This is a genomic window from Serratia sp. EWG9, from assembly GCF_019913725.1.
Taxonomy (GTDB): domain Bacteria; phylum Pseudomonadota; class Gammaproteobacteria; order Enterobacterales; family Enterobacteriaceae; genus Serratia; species Serratia ureilytica.
The window spans coordinates 479,529-496,270 of the sequence record NZ_JADNRO010000003.1; the positions used below are offsets into that span (position 1 = coordinate 479,529).

Below are 16,742 nucleotides of genomic sequence, written 5' to 3' on the forward strand. Positions count from 1 at the left end.
CCATCCCGTGCGGCTCTCCACAACGATAACGACAAGGTATCCTACATGATCAGATTTTCTCATTTGCTGCTGGCTTCCGCACTGTCGCTGAACGCGCTGGCGGCCAGCGCCGCCGCCGGTCATGCGCCGGCGATCGTCGCCCACCGCGGCGGCACCGCCGATGCGCCGGAAAACACCCGCATCGCTATCGAAACGGCATTGAAAAACGGCGCCGACGCCATTTGGATCACCCTGCAAGAATCCAAAGACGGCGTCATCGTGCTGTATCGCCCCTCGGATCTGAAAGCGTTGACCAACCGGCAGGGCCCGGTCTCTGCCTATACCGCCGCGCAGCTGGCCGAGACCGATGCCGGCTGGGCCTTCGCCAAGGGTGACGCCCACCCGTTCCGCGGCCGGGGCATCGGCATTCCGCGCCTCGACGACGTGCTGAAGGCGTTTCCGCACGTCACCTTTTATCTGGACATCAAATCCCCGGACGCCGATCCGGCGCAGTTTGGCCAGGCGCTGCTGGCGACGTTGCAAAGCACCGACAGCCTGAACCGCACCCGCGTCTACTCTACCGACGCCAAATACCTGCAGGCGCTGCCGCCGGCCATCCCGCGCTTTGAAAGCCGCGACGAGACCCGCACGCTGCTGGCCAACGTCACCATGGCGCACCAGTGCGACGTCAAACCGGACAACCAGCAGCCGCGCTGGTACGGGCTGGAGCTGAAACGCGAGGTGGAAGTGGTAGAGAAATATACCCTCGGCGAAGGGCGTTCAAAGGCGTTTCTGACCTGGGATAAAGAGTCGATGGACTGTTTCCGCTCGCAGGGCCCGGCGCACATCATCCTGTTCGGGGTCAACTCGCCGCAGGAATATCAGCAGGCGCTGGCGCTGGGCGCCGACGGCGTGATGGTTAACTCCCCGGCCGAGGCGAAAAGCTTCCGCAAGGCGAAATAAATAACCGGCTACGGCATAAGGCGGTTCGACAAACCCGCCTTATGCCCGCCCAGGTTTCAACATCCGTTAGCGAGCAGGAACCACTTGGATGGTGCCATTTTCATTGCGAACACTAAACCCAGCGCCGAACAGCCGGGCGGCAGGCTCAAGACCTTGACTTCGTTTATCCGGCGACAACAGCGTCACCGATACCCCGTAAGACTTCCCGTCTTCGAATTTATAATTATCGTCGGGAATGCACGTAGCCGCGGTGACCGCAGGCATCTCGTTATCCGTGAAGTGCTTGCCGAAGATAGCGTTGGCATTGCCGATTTCTTCGATAATAACGCCGGCCAACCGCTCGTCCCCTTCAGGTTGAACCCGCACACAAACGTGGTTATCAACGACAGTGACGTTGGCCGCGTAGTTTTTTGGCCTCGGATCGTTCATGTGCATGCAGCCGGCGAGCAACAAAGTTAGCGTTCCAGCCAAAATAATGCGGTTCATCCTGTTACCTCTGCTTAAGAAACTGAGAAAGCGCATATTCGTATTTTCTGGCGATCGTTTTATCCGTTACGCCCTGAAAATTCACACCATTGTTAATCACGCCCAGCCAAACATTCATACGCCTTTCGGCAAGGCCCCAAATAAAAAACCCGGCCAAGGCCGGGTTTTCGCTACAGAATGCGGTGCTTTTCCAACTGCTCGCGCCGCTGCGCCGCTTTGGCTTCGCGTTTTTTGCGCGCATCGCACGGCTCCGGGCAGTCGCAGACTTTCTCCATGCCCAGCGCGGTGATGCCGCCGCAGCTGCCCTGCAGGCTTTTGCGTTTGAACACATAGCCCAGCGACATGCCGCCGACGATCAGCAGAAACAACACGAAGGTAGCGGCGAATACCGTCAACATAGCAACCTCACGAACGCTTTTTCAGATAGGGCTTGAACGCGTCTGAATAACGCTCCTCAAAGCCGTCGGCGGTTTTCACGATCATGAACACCGGGATGCCGAGCAGGTTGGCCAGCGCCATGCCGCGCTCCGGCCCCATCACGTTCAGGCCGGTGGACAGGCCGTCGGCGGTCATGCAGGTCGGGCTCAGCACGGTGATCGACACCAACCGATGATGGATTGGGCGCCCGGTGATCGGATCGATGGTGTGCGAATAGCGCACCCCGTCTTGCTCGAAGTAGTTGCGATAGTCACCCGAGGTGGCGATCGACATCTCCCCGGGTTGGATCACCAGCTGCGCCTGCTGCTGCGTACCGGCGGTCGGGCGCTCGATGGCGATGCGCCACGGCTTTTGTTCGCCGTTATGCCCGCGCGTGCGCACCTCGCCGCCGATATCCACCATGTAGTTCTTCACATGCCGGGACTGCAGATATTCCGCCACCACGTCCACGCCATACCCTTTGGCGATCGACGACAGATCGACGTACAGCTCAGGGATGCTTTTCACCAGCGCGCTGCCCTGCACCGACAGTTTGTCGGCGCCGGTCCAGGTGCGGCGATGCTCCAGCTCCGCCTCGCTCGGCACTTTGTCCGGCCGCCCTTCCGGGCCGAAGCCCCACAGGTTGACCAGCGGCCCGACGGTCACGTCCAGCGCGCCATCGGTGACGCGGTTGATGCGCAGCGCTTCGCGCACCACTTCGGCGGTGGCTGGCGAAACCGGGAACGGCCGGTCAATGTCGCGGCTGGCGTTGAAGCGGCTCAGTTCGGAATCCGGCCGGTAGGTGGACATCTGATCGTTCACCTGCTCCAGCCGTTTGTCGATCTCCGCCTGCATCTCGCGCGCCGACGGCGTATCTTCGCCGGTCACGTAACGGATCGAATACGAGGTGCCCATGGTTTTACCCGTCAGGTCCACCTGTTCCGGCCCGCAGCCGGTCAGCAGCAGGGTGGCGCTCAGCGCCACGCCCGTCAGCCAGTTCTTCATCGCCAATGCGCGCATTTAGCCACCAAAGTCATCCAGCATGATGTTTTCGTCTTCGACGCCCAGATCTTTGAGCATCTTGATCACCGCGGCGTTCATCATCGGCGGCCCGCACATGTAAAACTCGCAGTCCTCCGGCGCGGTGGTTCTTCAGGTAGTTCTCCAGCAGAACATTATGGATAAAGCCGGTGTAGCCGGTCCAGTTATCTTCCGGCTGCGGATCCGACAGCGCCACGTGCCAGGTGAAGTTTTCGTTCTCCGCCTGCAGCTGGTTGAAGTCGTCTTCATAGAACATCTCGCGCAGCGAACGCGCGCCGTACCAGAAGGTGATCTTGCGTTTCGAGTTCAAACGCTTGAGCTGATCGAAGATGTGCGAACGCATCGGCGCCATGCCCGCGCCGCCGCCGATAAAGATCATTTCGGCGTCGGTGTCCTTGGCGAAGAACTCGCCGAACGGCCCGGAGATGGTCACCTTGTCGCCCGGCTTCAGCGACCAGATATAGGAAGACATGATGCCCGGCGGCACGTCCGGATTGTTCGGCGGCGGCGTGGCGATACGCACGTTGAGCATGATGATGCCCTTCTCTTCCGGGTAGTTGGCCATCGAGTAGGCGCGCACCGTGGTGTCGTTCACCGTCGAACGGTAGCGGAACAGGTTGAACTTGTCCCAGTCGCCGCGATACTCCTGCGGCACGTCGAAGTCGGCGTAACTGATGTCGTGCGCCGGCGCTTCGATCTGGATGAAACCGCCCGCGCGGAACGGCACGTCTTCGCCATCGGGGATCTTCAGCTTCAGCTCTTTGATAAAGGTGGCTTTGTTATCGTTGGAGATAACCTCGCACTCCCATTTCTTCACGCCGAAGATCTCTTCCGGCAGCTCGATCTTCAGGTTCTGCTTCACGTTCACCTGGCACGCCAGGCGGCACCCTTCTTTCGCTTCGCGCTTGTTGATGTGCGAGAGCTCGGTCGGCAGGATATCGCCGCCGCCCTCTTTGATCACCACCCGGCACTGGCCGCAGGAGCCGCCGCCGCCGCAGGCCGAGGAGACGAAGATCCCCTGGCTGGAGAGCACGTTGAGCAGCTTGTCGCCCGCCGGCGCATGGAAGCTTTTATCCAGATCGCCATTGATTTCCACCGCGATGTCGCCGGTGTTCACCAGCTTCGATTTGGCGAACAGGATCAGCAACACCAGCACCATCACGATGGCGGTGAACATCGCTACGCCTAAAATAATTTCCATAAATTCTTCCCGCCTTTACAACTGAACACCGGAGAAGGACATGAAGCCCAGCGCCATCAGTCCGGTGGTGATAAAGGTAATGCCCAGACCGCGCAGCCCTGCCGGCACGTTGGCATACTTGAGTTTTTCGCGGATCCCCGCCATGGCGACGATCGCCAGCATCCAGCCGGTGCCGGAACCAAAGCCGTACACCACCGATTCGGCAAAGTTGTAGTCGCGCTGCACCATGAAGGACACGCCGCCGAAGATGGCGCAGTTCACGGTGATGAGCGGCAGGAAGATGCCGAGCGCGTTATACAGCGATGGGAAGAAGCGATCGAGGATCATCTCCAATATCTGCACCAGCGCCGCGATCACGCCGATGAAGGTGATGAAGTTGAGGAAGCTCAGATCGACGCCTTCCACCAGCGCGCCGTCGCGCAGGATCAGGTTGTAGACCAGGTTATTCACCGGCACCGAAATGCCGAGCACGATGGTCACCGCGATGCCCAGGCCAAAGGCGGTCGAGACCTTCTTCGACACCGCCAGGAAAGTACACATCCCGAGGAAGAACGCCAGCGCCATGTTCTCGACGAACACCGCGCGCACAAACAGGCTGATATAGTGTTCCATCGGCCTTTACTCCTTTTCGATCTGCGCCGGCTTCAGGGTGCGCAGCACCCAGATCAGCAGGCCGATGATGAAGAACGCGCTCGGCGCCAGCAGGAACAGGCCGTTCGGCTGATACCAGCCGCCGTTCTGCACCGTTTCCAGCACCGGAACGCCGAACAGCTTGCCGGAGCCAATCAGCTCGCGCAGGAAACCGACCAGCACCAGGATCACCCCGTAACCCAGCCCGTTGCCGATGCCGTCCATAAAGCTCTCGATCGGCGGCGACTTCATGGCGTAGGCCTCGGCGCGCCCCATCACGATGCAGTTGGTGATGATAAGGCCGACGAACACCGACAGCTGCTTGGAGATCTCGAACGCATAGGCGCGCAACAGCTGATCGACCACGATCACCAGCGAGGCGATGATCGCCATCTGCACGATGATGCGCACGCTGTTGGGAATATGATGACGGATCAGCGAGATGAAGAAGCTGGAGAACGCGGTCACCAGCGTCACCGCAATGGTCATCACCACCGCCGTTTCCAGCTTGGTGGTCACCGCCAGCGCCGAACAGACGCCCAGAACCTGCAGGGCGATCGGGTTATTGTCGAACAGCGGCCCCAGCAGGACCCGCTTTATCTCTTTGGAATCAGCCATTTTTCAACGCTCCTTCACGAACTTTTTTCAGGAACGGGCCGAAGCCGTGCTCGCCCAACCAGAAATCAAACGTATGCTGCACGCCGTTGGAGGTCAGCGTGGCGCCGGACAGGCCATCCACCCCGTGTACGTCCCCCTGACGCGCGCCGCCTTTCACCACGCGGATCGCCGGCTGGCCGTTGTCGTCGAACAGCTGCTTGCCGACCCACTGCTGGCGCCAGGACGGGTTCTCGACCTCACCGCCCAGCCCCGGCGTTTCCCCCTGGTCGTAGTAGGTGATGCCCTTGACCGTGTTGCCGTCGTTATCCAATGCCACGAAGGCGTACATCATCGACCACAGACCGGTGCCGTATACCGGCAACACAATCTTGTTCACCTGGCCGCTTTCATCGCGCACCAGGTAGATTTCCGCCTGGTTGCTGCGGCGCTTGATGCCGGCCGGATCGTCGCCCGCGGGCAACGCCACGCTTTTGGCGTCGTCGCGCAGCGCGGTGCCCAGATCGAACGCCGCCGCCTTGCCGGCGACAAATTCGCCGCTGTTCAGATCCACCAGGCGCGGTTCGATGCGCTCGCTGTACAGGCGCTTGACCTGCTCGCTCTCCATTTTCGGCTGCAACAGGCCGGCTACGTCGAGAATATTGCGCTGCTTGTCGAGCAGCTTTTGCTCCTGCTGTTTGGACTTCAGGCCGACGGCGGAGCCCGCCACCACCACTGAACACACCAGACACAGCAGCAGCACTACCAGCAGCGTTTTACCGATGCCGTCGTTTTTCGCTTCATTCGCCACGGGCTTTTCTCCGCTTGATGTTGGCCTGCACCACCAGGTAATCGAACAGCGGCGCGAACAGGTTGGCGAACAGGATCGCCAGCATCATGCCTTCCGGATAGGCGGGGTTGACCACCCGGATCAGCACGCACATCACGCCGATCAGAATGCCGTACCACCATTTCCCCTTATTGGTGAAGGAGGCGGAAACCGGGTCGGTCGCCATAAAGATCATGCCGAAGGCGAAGCCGCCCAGCACCAGATGCCAGTACCACGGCATGGCAAACATCGGGTTGGTGTCCGAACCGATGGCGTTGAACAACAGGGCGGAAGCCACCATGCCGAGCATCACGCCGGCGACGATGCGCCAGGAGGCCACGCGGCCGAACAGGATAATCGCCCCGCCTATCAGGATCATCAGCGTGGAGACTTCACCGATGGAGCCGGGAATGTTGCCGAGGAAGGCGTCCAGCCAACTGATGGACTGGCCGGTGGCCACGTTGCTCAGGCTGTGCGCCCCGCCCGCGCTCCACTGCGCCAGCGGCGTCGCGCCGGAGAAACCGTCCGCGGAGGTCCACACCAAGTCACCGGAGATCTGCGCCGGATAGGCGAAGAACAGGAAGGCGCGGCCGGCCAGCGCCGGGTTGAGGAAGTTGCGCCCGGTGCCGCCGAAGATCTCTTTGGCCACCACCACGCCGAAGGTGATGCCCAGCGCGGCCTGCCACAGCGGCAGGGTCGGCGGCACGATCAGCGCGAACAGGATAGAAGTGACGAAGAAGCCTTCGTTGACCTCATGTTTGCGGATAATGGCGAACAGCACTTCCCAGAAGCCGCCGACGACGAACACCACGGCGTAGATCGGCAGGAAGTAACAGGCGCCCAGCACCATCTTGCTGACCCAGCCGGCGTCGGCCGCCAGCGAGGCGCCGAGCCACTGCGCCAGGCGATAATGCCAGTCGCCCGCCAGCACCTGTTGCAGCGCGTCGCCGCTGTACAGATGGTGCAGCGCCGGGATCGCCTGCTGGCCGACGTTGTACATGCCCCAGAACATCGCCGGGAACACCGCCAGCCACACCAGGATCATCATGCGTTTCAAATCGATGGCGTCGCGCACGTGCGAAGCGCCGCGCGTCACCGTGCCGGGGGTATAAAACACCGTGGTGGTCGCTTCATACAGCGGGTACCACTTTTCCAGTTTGCCGCCCGGCGTGAAGTGATGCTCTATCTTCTCAAAATAATTCTTCAGGCCCATCGGTTATCCTTCCTGCTCAATCTTGGTCAGCACCTCGCGCAGCACCGGCGCGTACTCATACTTGCCGGGGCAAACGAAGGTGCACAACGCCAGATCTTCCTCGTCCAGCTCCAGGCAGCCCAGCGCCTGCGCACTGTCGCTGTCGCCCGCCAGCAAATCGCGCAGCAGCAGCGTCGGCAAAATATCCAGCGGCATCACCCGCTCATAGTTGCCGATCGGCACCATGGCGCGTTCGCCGCCGTTAGTGGTGGTCGAGAAGGCGAACAGTTTGTTTTTCAGAAAGTGGCCCAGCGTGGTGCGGGTAATGGAGAACTTGTTCGGCGACGGCACGATCCAGCCGAACAGCTCTTTGTCGCGCCCTTCTTCCAGCACCGACACCTGCGAATGGAAACGGCCCAGCCAGGCGTTCGGCCCGGCGGCCTGCATACCGTTCAGCACCGAACCGGAGATCACCCGGTTCTCGCCCTCTTTCAGGCGGCCGGCGGTCAGTTCATCGAGGCTGGCTCCCAGGCGGGTGCGCAGCAGCGTCGGCTGCGCCACCTGCGGCCCGGCCAGCGCCACGACCCGGCGGGTATCGAGCTTACCGGTGGTGAACAGGGTGCCGATGGCGATCGCGTCCTGGTAACCGATGTGCCAAACGGTTTTCTTCAGGCTGACCGGTTCAAGGAAGTGAATGTGGGTGCCCACCAGCCCGGCGGGATGCGGGCCGGCAAATTCGCTGTAGGCGATCTGCGGGCCGCTCTGCTGGCCAACCGAGGCGCCGGCGGCGTGGCATACGTGTACCTTACCCGCCGTCAGACGCGCCAAGACCACCAGCCCGGCGTTGAACGCCGCCTGCTGTTCGGCGATGATCACCTGCGGATCGGCGGCCAACGGTTGGGTATCCATCGCGGTGACGAAAATGGCGCGCGGTTCGCTGCCGGGGCTTGGCGTTTTGCTGAACGGGCGGGTGCGCAGCGCGGTCCACAGGCCGCTGGCGATCAGTTCGCTTTCGACCTGTTCGCGCGGCAGTTGGCTGAGTTCACCCAACGGATAATGCGCAAACTCGAGCTGATCGTCGCCGCCGTTTTCCAGCGCAATCACCACCGATTGCAAGACGCGCCGCTCGCCGCGGTTAATCGCGACGATGCGGCCGCTGGCGGGAGCCGTGAAGAAAACCCCGGGGTTTTTCTTATCTTCGAACAACGCCTGGCCTTTCTTAACGGTATCGCCTTCCTGCACCAGCATGGAGGGACGCATTCCGACATACTCTTCCCCAAGCAGGGCGACATGCTGAATGTTCGGGCCATCTTGGATCGCCTGAACCGGGGCTCCGGCTATCGGCAGATCTAACCCTTTTCTGATCTTAATCATAGGATTTATACGATGTAGTTTGGTTTACACGTCTGACCGGCCCCAGAGGCGGGTGCTGACGATGCCAGGATTGCCGGGCAGTGCGCACAACGGCACGCCCAACATGAACTTTCTCGCAGTGAAAAACTGGGGTAACGCGCATTCCCTTGAATCCCCCTTCCGTTGTTTGCGCGACAGTCGATGTGTTAACGGCATGTAGCCAAATAACCATCAAAACGGCCGGGTTATATGCAATAACTCTTGCCGCTTCAATCGCCACAGCGCGTTAAATTGAAGAGAGAATATTAACATTGTTCGCAACATTGTTCTGCGTTCCGTCGTGACTTGTGTCAAGCAAACGCAATTAAATTTCGCCTGTTTTTCACTACTTATCGTTAAAATCTGCCGGTCATTTCACTTTTATCGAGCTTTGTCGTTTTTTTATACATATCACGTATTGCTAAAAATAAACGCGCTGGTAATCTGACGGTGTTTTGCAGCAGTAAAAACAATAATCAGTGGCACGCTGGCCAATCTCATTGCGCCGGCAGATAAATATAAGCAGGAATAATAATGAGCAAAATCGCGCTGTTGTTTGCGATGCTTGTTTCTATGCCGATGATCACGGCCTGCAGCGCCAGCGAGCAGGTACCCGAAGCGCCGGTAGTTAAACAGCAATTATTGGGGTCGCCGGTCTATATTCAGATCTTCAAAGAGGAACGTAAGCTGGAATTGTATGCCAAAATGGGCAATGAATTCCGCTTGGTCAATACGTTCCCGATCTGTAATTTCTCCGGCGGGCTGGGTCCTAAACGTCGTGAAGGCGACTTTAAAAGTCCGGAAGGCTTTTATAGCGTTGACGCGCGCCATCTGAAACCCGACAGCAAGTATTATCGGGCGATCAATATCGGTTTCCCTAATGATTACGATAAGTCGCAGGGCTATTCCGGCGCTTATCTGATGATCCACGGCGAATGTAAATCGATCGGCTGTTACGCGATGACCAACACCTATATGGATGAGATCTATCGCTACGTCGAAGCCGCCTTCGCCTATGGCCAAAGCCGCGTAGACATCAGCATCTACCCGTTCCGCATGACCGAACAGAACCTGAAGCGCCATGCGTCATCCAGCTATATCGCCTTCTGGCGCCAGCTGAAGCCGGGCTATGATTACTTCGCGAAGAACCACCAGCCGCCGATGATGACCGTGGACAACGGCCAGTATGTGCTGGGTCAACCGTTGATGAGCAGCGGCCAGATGACGCAGTACGCGTCAACCAGCCCGACGCCCAACACCAATCCCTTCGCTCAGAACAAGCCGCTCACCGAAGTGAAATAACGCGAACTCGCCTGGCTCAATCTTGTGCCAGGTTTCGTTGGCGGTCAGCGGTTGGGTGGCGATCACCGTGACCACATCGTTCGGTGTGGTCTGCTGCTGAAAATCGATCTCTACGTCCTGATCCAGTAGCGTCGCCTTGCCGAACGGCGCGCGGCGCGTGATCCAATACAGGTTGGTGGAGCAATAGGCCATCACGAAGCGCCCGTCCGACAACAGCATGTTGAACACCCCTTTCTTGCGCAGCTGGCTCGCCAACAGGCCGATATAGCGGAACACCGCCGGCCACTGGCTCGGGGTGCGCGGGTATTTCAACGCCAGCTGATGCAGCAGCCAGCAAAACGCGTATTCGCTGTCGGTCTGGCCGACCGGGCGAAACGTGCCGGTATCCAGCTGGCGATAGCCTTTCAATTGGCCGTTGTGCGCGTAGGTCCAGTTGCGGCCCCACAGTTCGCGGGTGAACGGATGGGTGTTTTCCAGCGCCACTTCGCCGCGGTTGGCCTGGCGAATATGGGACACCACCGCGCAAGACTTGATCGGATAGTCCTGCACCAGGCGGGCGATCGGCGAGTTGAAGCTCGGCTGCGGATCCTTGAATGTGCGGCAGCCGTTCCCTTCATAGAAGGTAATGCCCCAGCCATCCTTATGCGGCCCGGTGCGGCCGCGCGCTGTACCAGGCCGGTAAAGCTGAAGCAGATATCGGTCGGTACGTTTGCGCTCATCCCGAGCAGTTCACACATCGCCAGCACTCCTTAACCACACTGACATACGCTGTGCGGGCGCGGCATGCATGCGGCGCCCGCTGTCTTATTCCTGGGAGAGCCGCAGCCCCCCCGAAGGCTATCAAGCCTTAACCATCTCTTTTTCGATCAGCTGAATCAAGATGTGAATCGCTTTGATGTGGATTTCCTGAATGCGATCGGCGTAGCCGAAGTGCGGCACACGGATTTCCACATCGGCGGAACCCGCCATTTTGCCGCCGTCCTTGCCGGTCAGGGTGATCACTTTCATCCCCTTGGCGCGCGCCGCGTCGATGGCCTTGATGATGTTGCCGGAGTTGCCGGAGGTGGAAATGCCCAGCAGCACGTCGCCTTCGCGGCCCACCGCTTCCACATAGCGGGAGAACACATACTCATAGCCGAAGTCGTTGCTGACGCAGGACAGATGGCTCACGTCCGAGATGGCAATCGCCGGGTAGCCCGGGCGGTTTTCACGGTAGCGGCCGGTCAGCTCTTCGGCGAAGTGCATCGCGTCGCAATGGGAACCGCCGTTGCCGCAGGAGATCACTTTACCGCCGGCTTTGAAGGAGTCCGCCAGCAGCACCGCCGCGCGTTGGATGGCGTCGATGTTGGCGTCGTCATTGATAAATTTCGCCAGGGTATCAGCCGCTTCGTTCAGTTCACTGCGAATAAGGTCGTGGTACATGAGGAACCTCTTGTTATCGTCAAATCTTCCGCTCCGCAGTGTACCGGATCGCGGAAACAGCGAGAAGCATTCTCAGCCAAACAGCGCGCCGGTTAAGGAAGCGGAGAGGTTTTTGATGATTGGTGCTGTCAGTTTGTGACCTGAGTTGTAATTAAACTGTAAACGCATTGATAAAAATTCTGCCTTGTACTAAAACCTATTACATACACACAACAGGTCAGACCTCTTACTACTTCGGAGCTTCTTATGATGGTTCTTAGTATTGTCGTTTTACTGGCTCTCCTCGGCGTGGTGTTCTACCACCGAGTGAACCTTACCCTCAGCAGCCTGATCCTGGTGGCGTACACCGCCGCCATGGGCGCGATCGGTCTGTGGAGCTTCTGGCTGTTGCTGCCGCTGGCGATCGTGCTGCTGCCGCTGAACCTTTCCTCTGTGCGTCGCTCTCTGCTCTCCGCGCCGGCGCTGCGCGCCTTCCGCAAGGTGATGCCGCCGATGTCCACCACCGAGAAGGAAGCGATCGACGCGGGCACCACCTGGTGGGAAGGCGATCTGTTCCGCGGCGCGCCGGACTGGAACAAGCTGCACAGCTACCCGAAACCGCGCCTGACGGAAGAAGAGCAGGCGTTTATCGACGGCCCGGTGGAAGAAGCCTGCCGCATGGCCAACGACTTCCAGATCACTCACGAACTGGCCGATCTGCCGCCTGAACTCTGGGCGTACCTGAAAGAACACCGTTTCTTCGCGATGATCATCAAGAAAGAGTACGGCGGTCTGGAATTCTCCCCTTACGCTCAGGCGATGGTGCTGCAAAAACTGGCCGGCGTTTCCGGCATCCTGGCGATCACCGTCGGCGTGCCGAACTCCCTCGGCCCAGGCGAACTGCTGCAGCATTACGGTACCGAAGAACAGAAAAACCACTATCTGCCGGGCCTGGCGCGCGGCGACGAGATCCCTTGCTTCGCGCTGACCAGCCCGGAAGCGGGTTCCGATGCCGGTGCCATTCCAGACGTGGGCACCGTGTGCATGGGCGAATGGCAAGGCAAGCAGGTGCTGGGCATGCGCCTGACCTGGAACAAGCGCTACATCACGCTGGCGCCGGTCGCCACCGTACTGGGTTTGGCATTCAAACTGCATGATCCGAACCGCCTGCTGAGCGACAACGAATCCCCGGGCATCACCTGTGCGCTGATCCCGACCAGCACGCCGGGCGTGGAAATCGGCAACCGCCACTTCCCGCTGAACGTGCCGTTCCAGAACGGTCCGACCCGCGGCACCGACGTGTTCGTGCCGATCGATTACATCATCGGCGGCCCGAAAATGGCCGGCCAGGGCTGGCGCATGCTGGTTGAATGCCTGTCGGTCGGTCGCGGCATCACCCTGCCGTCCAACTCCACCGGCAGCCTGAAATCCATCGCCCTGGCGACCGGCGCCTACGCGCACATTCGCCGTCAGTTCAAGATCTCCATCGGTAAAATGGAAGGGATCGAAGAGCCGTTGGCGCGCATCGCCGGCAACACCTATGTGATGGACGCCGCCGCTTCGCTGATCACCTACGCGCTGGTGCAGGGCGAGAAACCGGCCGTGCTGTCGGCCATCGTCAAATACCACTGTACGCACCGCGGCCAGCAGTCGATCGTTGACGCCATGGACATCGCCGGCGGTAAAGGCATTATGCTGGGCGAATCCAACTTCCTGGCTCGCGCTTATCAGGGCGCACCGATCGCCATCACGGTGGAAGGCGCGAACATCCTGACCCGCACCATGATGATCTTCGGTCAGGGCGCGATCCGCTGCCATCCTTATGTGCTGGATGAAATGGCGGCGGCGCAGAACAACGATCTGAACGCCTTCGATAAATCGCTGTTCGGCCACCTGGGCCACGTCGGCAGCAACAAGGTACGCAGCTTCTGGCTGGGCCTGACCAACGGCCGCACCAGCGCCACGCCGACCAAGGACGCGACCCGTCGTTACTATCAGCAGTTGAACCGCCTGAGCGCCAACCTGGCGTTGCTGTCGGACGTTTCCATGGGCGTGCTGGGCGGCAGCCTGAAGCGCCGCGAGCGCATCTCCGCTCGCCTGGGGGATATCCTCAGCCAGATGTACCTGGCTTCCGCCGTGCTGAAACGCTTTGACGACGAAGGCCGTCAGAAAGAAGATCTGCCGCTGGTACATTGGGGCGTGCAAGACAGCCTGCATAAAGCCGAACAGGCGCTGGATGATCTGCTGCGCAACTTCCCGAACCGCTTTATCGCCGGCGCGCTGCGCTTCGCGGTCTTCCCGTTCGGCCGCGTGCATACCGCTCCGTCCGATCGCCTGGATCATCAGCTGGCCAAGATCCTGCAGGTGCCTTCCGCCACCCGCAGCCGTCTGGGACGCGGCCAGTACCTGACGCCGAGCGAGCATAACCCAATCGGTCTGCTGGAAGCGGCGCTGGCCGACGTGATGGCCGCCGAGCCGATTCACGAACGCCTGTGCAAGGCGGCCGGCAAAAACCTGCCGTTCACCCGTCTGGATCGTTTGGCGGAGCGCGCGCTGGAAGAAGGCAAGATCAGCGCCGACGAAGCGAAGATCCTGGTGAAAGCCGAAGAGAGCCGCCTGCGCTCCATCAACGTGGACGACTTTGCGCCGGATGCGCTGGCGGCCGCCAAGCCGGAAAAGCCGGCGGCGCAGTCTAAGCGCCAACAGCAGACCGAAGCGGCTTAACGCCAATTCCTACTCCACGCATCCAAGGGGCGATCATCATCGCCCCTTTTTCTTTTCTTGCATCACGAACTGCGCACCGCGCCGCAGGTTGGCGCAACGGCGGATTTCACGGGAAGGAAGTTCGGGTAGACTGCGCAACGGGTGCTCTGGATCTTTCTGTCCGGAGCCTTGGCAAAGGAGAGAAAGAGAAAGGCCCCGAGTCGATATTATCAACCCGAGGCCACTCTGATGCCAAGCAACATCAGGTTAGCCTCTTACCCGCCGCAAGGCAAGGATAGGGAGGTCAAAAATGCAGCAAAAACGGGTCGTGCTTAAGCTGGTGATCGTCTGTATGACGCTGATCGCGTTCATCTGGCTAACCCGCGGTTCGCTGTGCGAACTGCGCATCAGGTTGGGAGACTCGGAGGTTGCGGCCACTTTGGCTTACGAATCCGAACGGTAAGGCAACCCAACGGCGGGGTTCGCCCCGCCCGTTGGCTGATGGTGTCAGGCAGGATCCACGAGCACCCGCCTTTTCAGCCGCTGACCGTCAGCTTGTCATAACCGCGCAGGCGGTAATTCACCACCGACACCAGCCAGCAGAAAATGAACACGGCGATCACCCAATAGCCCATCTCCCCCAGATGATCGTTGAGCCGCGCCACGGCGTCCCACAGCGGGCCGGACAGCGCCAGCTTGTCGGCGATAAGTCCGAGCGCTTCGATGCCGCCGATAAACACCGCGATGATCACCGACGCCGCCGTGATGGTCATGTTGTAGTACAGTTTGCGGATCGGTTTGGAGAACGCCCAGCCGTAAGCGCCAATCATCACGAAGTTGTCGATGGAGTCGATCAGCGCCATGCCGGCGGCGAACAGCGCCGGGAACAGCATGATGCTCCACAGGTTCATGCCGTGGCCGGCGCCGGCAGCCGAAATCCCCAACAACCCGACCTCGGTGGCGGTGTCGAAGCCCAGGCCAAACAAGAAGCCCACCAGGTACATGTGCCAGCTCTGATTCACCAGCCTGAACAGCGGGCGGAAGCAGCGCGCCAGCGCACCGCCGCCGCTCATCAACAGATCCAGCGATTGATGCGCAGGCAGCTCGCCCGCCTTCACCTGCCGGAAAGCGCGCCACACGGAGATCAGCACCAGCAGGTTGATAAAGGCCACCGTCAGCAGAAACAGCGCGGACACCAGCGTGCCGATCAAACCGCCGGTTTCGTGAAACCAGCCCATCTGTCGGCTGAACATCATCGCCGTGGCGGCAATGGCGGCCGAGGCCAGCACCACGATGGTCGAGTGGCCGAGCGAGAAGAAGGTGCCGACCGCCACCGGCGTTTTGCCCTGTTGCATCAGCTTGCGGGTCACGTTGTCGATCGCGGCGATGTGATCGGCATCCACCGCATGGCGCAGACCAAAACTGTAGGCCAGCAAGGCGGTGCCCATCAGCGCCGCATTGTCTTTGAACACCGCCAGCGCCAGCAGCCAGACAACGACGTTGACCGCCACCAGCCCCAGCAGCAGGGATACCGCCCGCCGCCGGGCCGCGCCATGCAATCCTTCGGAAATTACCGCCATACCCACACTCCCGTTTTCTCGTTATGTTGAAATCAATGGATTAGCGCCGCGCCGCGATCACCGCCGGATTGGCGCTCAAAAACAGCCAGGACGCGATCACGAACGGCATGGTCAGCGACGGCATCCCCAGCGGAGCCAGCAAGGTATTGAAAGCCCCCTGCACCAGCACCGTGAAAATCACGCCGAGCAGCGTATAGATAAGCACCCGCCGGCCGGGCGGGTTGAAGACGGAACCCAGCGCCACCGCCGTCAGCACCGCGCTGAAAGCATACAGCCCGGCGAAGACCGCCTGCGGATCGGCGCCGATCGCCAGCGCGGTGATCACCGCCAGCAAGGCGCCGAAAAAACCCAGCGCCATCGCGCGCGGCGACGAAACCGCCAGCCCGAGCAACAGCAGCACGCCGCCGCTCACGCTGCTGCACAAAAAGACCTGGGAGACGCCGTGCAACGCACCGCTCAACACCTCCGCCAGGTCGGGATGCGGGTTGAACACCGCGCCGTCGGCCGGGATGGCCGCCGGCGGCAACCGCACATGCCGCAGATGGCTGAACGGGTAGCTGGCCAGCAGCACCGTCCAGGTGGTCAGCACGAAAGGCGCGGTCAGCGCCGCGATCTTCCAGGTACGCAGCAGCCGATTGAGGCCGACGGTGACGATCACCGAGATCGCGCTGCTGAAGATCACGCCGATCCACAGCCAGACAGAGGGCAGCAAAAAGGTCGGCAGCGCGGCGCCGACCAGGCAGCCGTTGTAGCCATAGAGACCGGTGCGCAACGCTGCGCGATCGTCCACCAACCACGCCGCGCTGAGCGTCGCCGCCGCCGTACCCAGCAGGCAGCCGAAGGCCACCTGCGGCAGCCCCTCTTCCCAGGCGCCCACGAAAATGGCGATGAAAAACAATAATCCGGTCAAAGGGTTATTTTGAAACATCACCTGCGAACAGCCGCGCAGCACCGCATCCGTCACCGCCGCTATTCGGCTGCGGGCGCACAACGCCGCCCAACTCCACTTTGTCGTCATGACCGCTTCCCGCT

Annotated in this window: 15 protein-coding genes and 2 pseudogenes; 4 read left to right on the plus strand and 13 right to left on the minus strand. The window is 60.6% G+C overall.

Features of this window, described 5'->3' with window-relative positions; all coding sequences use genetic code 11:
• Window positions 1-45 precede the first annotated feature (45 nt).
• Window positions 46-942 carry a glycerophosphodiester phosphodiesterase family protein gene (locus ITX55_RS10530; RefSeq protein ID WP_089191217.1) on the plus strand — a complete coding sequence of 299 codons (897 nt, stop codon included), beginning with the start codon at window positions 46-48 and terminating at the stop codon, window positions 940-942.
• A 66-nt stretch (window positions 943-1,008) separates the two neighbouring features.
• Here the strand turns inward: ITX55_RS10530 and ITX55_RS10535 are convergent, their stop codons facing one another.
• From ITX55_RS10535 to ITX55_RS10575, 9 genes and pseudogenes are all read right to left on the minus strand, one after another.
• Window positions 1,009-1,428: a putative T6SS immunity periplasmic lipoprotein gene (locus ITX55_RS10535; protein WP_223085033.1), complete on the minus strand. Its 420-nt coding sequence runs from the start codon at window positions 1,426-1,428 to the stop codon at window positions 1,009-1,011.
• 170 nt (window positions 1,429-1,598) lie between these two features.
• Window positions 1,599-1,826, minus strand: coding sequence for a (Na+)-NQR maturation NqrM (gene nqrM, locus ITX55_RS10540; protein WP_016928987.1), 228 nt, complete (start codon window positions 1,824-1,826; stop codon window positions 1,599-1,601).
• 7 nt (window positions 1,827-1,833) lie between these two features.
• Window positions 1,834-2,865, minus strand: coding sequence for an FAD:protein FMN transferase (locus tag ITX55_RS10545; RefSeq protein ID WP_108680208.1), 1,032 nt, complete (start codon window positions 2,863-2,865; stop codon window positions 1,834-1,836).
• Window positions 2,866-4,087: pseudogene (gene nqrF, locus ITX55_RS10550) on the minus strand (NADH:ubiquinone reductase (Na(+)-transporting) subunit F).
• A 15-nt stretch (window positions 4,088-4,102) separates the two neighbouring features.
• On the minus strand, window positions 4,103-4,699 hold the full coding sequence (gene nqrE / locus ITX55_RS10555) for an NADH:ubiquinone reductase (Na(+)-transporting) subunit E (protein ID WP_004930235.1): 597 nt from the start codon (window positions 4,697-4,699) through the stop codon (window positions 4,103-4,105).
• A gap of 6 nt (window positions 4,700-4,705) precedes the next feature.
• The gene (locus ITX55_RS10560; RefSeq protein WP_004930232.1) at window positions 4,706-5,335 is read right to left on the minus strand and encodes an NADH:ubiquinone reductase (Na(+)-transporting) subunit D; all 630 of its coding nucleotides are present in this window, start codon (window positions 5,333-5,335) and stop codon (window positions 4,706-4,708) included.
• Window positions 5,328-6,122, minus strand: a complete 795-nt coding sequence (locus ITX55_RS10565) for a Na(+)-translocating NADH-quinone reductase subunit C (RefSeq protein ID WP_033651018.1) — start codon at window positions 6,120-6,122, stop codon at window positions 5,328-5,330. The genes ITX55_RS10560 and ITX55_RS10565 overlap by 8 nt, the downstream gene beginning before the upstream one ends.
• Entirely contained in the window at window positions 6,112-7,353 is a 1,242-nt protein-coding gene (locus ITX55_RS10570; protein WP_016928991.1) for an NADH:ubiquinone reductase (Na(+)-transporting) subunit B, read from the minus strand. The genes ITX55_RS10565 and ITX55_RS10570 overlap by 11 nt, the downstream gene beginning before the upstream one ends.
• Before the next feature lie 3 nt (window positions 7,354-7,356).
• Window positions 7,357-8,706, minus strand: a complete 1,350-nt coding sequence (locus ITX55_RS10575; RefSeq protein ID WP_042783737.1) for a Na(+)-translocating NADH-quinone reductase subunit A — start codon at window positions 8,704-8,706, stop codon at window positions 7,357-7,359.
• Between the two features lie 552 nt (window positions 8,707-9,258).
• Here ITX55_RS10575 and dpaA point away from each other — a divergent pair.
• A complete protein-coding gene (gene dpaA, locus ITX55_RS10580; protein ID WP_033641973.1) occupies window positions 9,259-10,026 on the plus strand; it encodes a peptidoglycan meso-diaminopimelic acid protein amidase in 768 nt (255 codons plus the stop codon).
• On the opposite strand, the pseudogene ITX55_RS10585 reads toward dpaA, so the two are convergent.
• Together ITX55_RS10585 and lpcA are read right to left on the minus strand one after the other, a co-directional pair.
• A pseudogene (locus ITX55_RS10585) lies at window positions 9,961-10,763 on the minus strand (class II glutamine amidotransferase). The gene dpaA and the pseudogene ITX55_RS10585 overlap by 66 nt on opposite strands.
• 103 nt (window positions 10,764-10,866) lie before the next feature.
• Entirely contained in the window at window positions 10,867-11,448 is a 582-nt protein-coding gene (lpcA, locus tag ITX55_RS10590) for a D-sedoheptulose 7-phosphate isomerase (RefSeq protein ID WP_004930220.1), read from the minus strand.
• Between the two features lie 246 nt (window positions 11,449-11,694).
• Here lpcA and fadE point away from each other — a divergent pair, with 246 nt between their 5' ends.
• Window positions 11,695-14,151 carry an acyl-CoA dehydrogenase FadE gene (gene fadE / locus ITX55_RS10595; RefSeq protein ID WP_108680207.1) on the plus strand — a complete coding sequence of 819 codons (2,457 nt, stop codon included), beginning with the start codon at window positions 11,695-11,697 and terminating at the stop codon, window positions 14,149-14,151.
• 289 nt (window positions 14,152-14,440) lie between these two features.
• Window positions 14,441-14,593, plus strand: a complete 153-nt coding sequence (locus tag ITX55_RS10600) for a Hok/Gef family protein (RefSeq protein WP_004930217.1) — start codon at window positions 14,441-14,443, stop codon at window positions 14,591-14,593.
• 73 nt (window positions 14,594-14,666) lie between these two features.
• Here the strand turns inward: ITX55_RS10600 and ITX55_RS10605 are convergent, their stop codons facing one another.
• Both ITX55_RS10605 and yut read right to left on the minus strand, forming a co-directional pair.
• Window positions 14,667-15,710 (minus strand): HoxN/HupN/NixA family nickel/cobalt transporter, encoded by a 1,044-nt coding sequence (locus ITX55_RS10605; protein ID WP_046688284.1) that lies wholly within the window; start codon window positions 15,708-15,710, stop codon window positions 14,667-14,669.
• A 40-nt stretch (window positions 15,711-15,750) separates the two neighbouring features.
• The gene (gene yut, locus ITX55_RS10610) at window positions 15,751-16,728 is read right to left on the minus strand and encodes an urea transporter (RefSeq protein WP_033651015.1); all 978 of its coding nucleotides are present in this window, start codon (window positions 16,726-16,728) and stop codon (window positions 15,751-15,753) included.
• Window positions 16,729-16,742 lie beyond the last annotated feature (14 nt).

Coding starts and splice junctions, on each gene's coding strand:
- ITX55_RS10530 (WP_089191217.1), top strand. CDS start 46: ATGATCAGATTTTCTCATTTGCTGCTGGCTTCCGCACTGTCGCTGAAC.
- ITX55_RS10535 (WP_223085033.1), bottom strand. CDS start 1,428: ATGAACCGCATTATTTTGGCTGGAACGCTAACTTTGTTGCTCGCCGGC.
- nqrM (WP_016928987.1), bottom strand. CDS start 1,826: ATGTTGACGGTATTCGCCGCTACCTTCGTGTTGTTTCTGCTGATCGTC.
- ITX55_RS10545 (WP_108680208.1), bottom strand. CDS start 2,865: ATGCGCGCATTGGCGATGAAGAACTGGCTGACGGGCGTGGCGCTGAGC.
- nqrE (WP_004930235.1), bottom strand. CDS start 4,699: ATGGAACACTATATCAGCCTGTTTGTGCGCGCGGTGTTCGTCGAGAAC.
- ITX55_RS10560 (WP_004930232.1), bottom strand. CDS start 5,335: ATGGCTGATTCCAAAGAGATAAAGCGGGTCCTGCTGGGGCCGCTGTTC.
- ITX55_RS10570 (WP_016928991.1), bottom strand. CDS start 7,353: ATGGGCCTGAAGAATTATTTTGAGAAGATAGAGCATCACTTCACGCCG.
- ITX55_RS10575 (WP_042783737.1), bottom strand. CDS start 8,706: ATGATTAAGATCAGAAAAGGGTTAGATCTGCCGATAGCCGGAGCCCCG.
- dpaA (WP_033641973.1), top strand. CDS start 9,259: ATGAGCAAAATCGCGCTGTTGTTTGCGATGCTTGTTTCTATGCCGATG.
- lpcA (WP_004930220.1), bottom strand. CDS start 11,448: ATGTACCACGACCTTATTCGCAGTGAACTGAACGAAGCGGCTGATACC.
- fadE (WP_108680207.1), top strand. CDS start 11,695: ATGATGGTTCTTAGTATTGTCGTTTTACTGGCTCTCCTCGGCGTGGTG.
- ITX55_RS10600 (WP_004930217.1), top strand. CDS start 14,441: ATGCAGCAAAAACGGGTCGTGCTTAAGCTGGTGATCGTCTGTATGACG.
- ITX55_RS10605 (WP_046688284.1), bottom strand. CDS start 15,710: ATGGCGGTAATTTCCGAAGGATTGCATGGCGCGGCCCGGCGGCGGGCG.
- yut (WP_033651015.1), bottom strand. CDS start 16,728: ATGACGACAAAGTGGAGTTGGGCGGCGTTGTGCGCCCGCAGCCGAATA.